A 1,225-nucleotide genomic window follows, 5' to 3' on the forward strand; every position below is an offset into this window, starting at 1 on the left:
CCGTACCATTCCATTCCATTCCATACCATTCCATTCCATTCCATTCCATTCCATTCCATTCCGTTCCATTCCATTCCATTCCATTCCATTCCATTCTATTCGGGTTAATTCCATTCCATTCCATTCCATTCCATTCTATTCCATTCCATTGCAATCGAGTTGAATCCATTGCATTTCATTCCATTCCATTCCATTCCATTCCATTCCGGAAGATTCCATTCCATTGCATTCCATTCCATTCCATTCCCCTGCACTCGCGTTGATTCCATTCCATTCCATTCCATTCCATTCCATTCCGTTCCGTTCCATTCCATTCCATTCCATTCTATTCGGGTTAATTCCATTCCATTCCATTCGATTGCAATCGAGTTGATTCCATTCCATTCCATTCCATTCCATTCCATTCCATTCCATTCCTTTCCATTCCATTACGGATGATTCCATTCCATTGCATTCCATTCCATTCCATTCCCCTGTACTCGGGTTGATTCCATTCCATTCCATTCCAATCCATGCCATTCCACTCGTGTTGATTCCATTCTTTCCATTCCATTCAAGTTGAATCCATTCCATTGCATTCCATTCCATTCGATTCCATTCGATTGCACTCGGGTTGATTCCATTCCATTGCATTCCATTCCATTCCATTCCATTCCATTCCATTCCGTTCCATTCCATTCCATTACATTCGGATTGATTCTATTCAATTCCCTTACACTCCATTACATTCCATTCCATTCGGGTAGTTTCCATTCCATTCCATTCCATTCCTCTCCATTCCATTGCACTCGGGTTGATTCCATTCCATTGCATTCCATTCCATTCCATTCCATTCCATTCCGTTCCATTCCATTCCATTACATTCGGATTGATTCTATTCAACTCCCTTACTCTCCATTACATTCCATTCCATTCGGGTTGTTCCATTCCATTCCATTCCATTCCACTCCATTCCATTGCACTCGGGTTGATTCCATTCCATTCCATTCCATTCCATTCCATTCCATTCCATTCCGGATGATTCCATTCCATTGCATTCCATTCCATTCCATTCCCCTGCACTCGCGTTGATTCCATTCCATTCCATTCCATTCCATTCCATTCCATTCCATTCCATTCCATTCCATTCCATTCCATTCCATTCCATTCCATTCCGTTCCGTTCCATTCCATTCCATTCCATTCCATTCCATTCCATGCCATTCCACTCGGGTTGATTCCATTCC

Annotated in this window: 2 protein-coding genes; both read right to left on the reverse strand. The window is 42.2% G+C overall.

Features of this window, described 5'->3' with window-relative positions:
* Nucleotides 1-135: 135 nt before the first annotated feature.
* The gene (locus tag ACQRUO_RS39470; protein ID WP_428321006.1) at nucleotides 136-678 is read right to left on the reverse strand and encodes a hypothetical protein; all 543 of its coding nucleotides are present in this window, start codon (nucleotides 676-678) and stop codon (nucleotides 136-138) included.
* Between the two features lie 196 nt (nucleotides 679-874).
* Nucleotides 875-1,225 (reverse strand): hypothetical protein (locus ACQRUO_RS39475; RefSeq protein ID WP_428321007.1); only part of this gene is annotated, 351 nt, incomplete at its 5' end.

The organism is Kitasatospora sp. LaBMicrA B282, assembly GCF_050325825.1.
In the GTDB taxonomy this organism is placed as follows: Bacteria; Actinomycetota; Actinomycetes; order Streptomycetales; family Streptomycetaceae; genus Kitasatospora.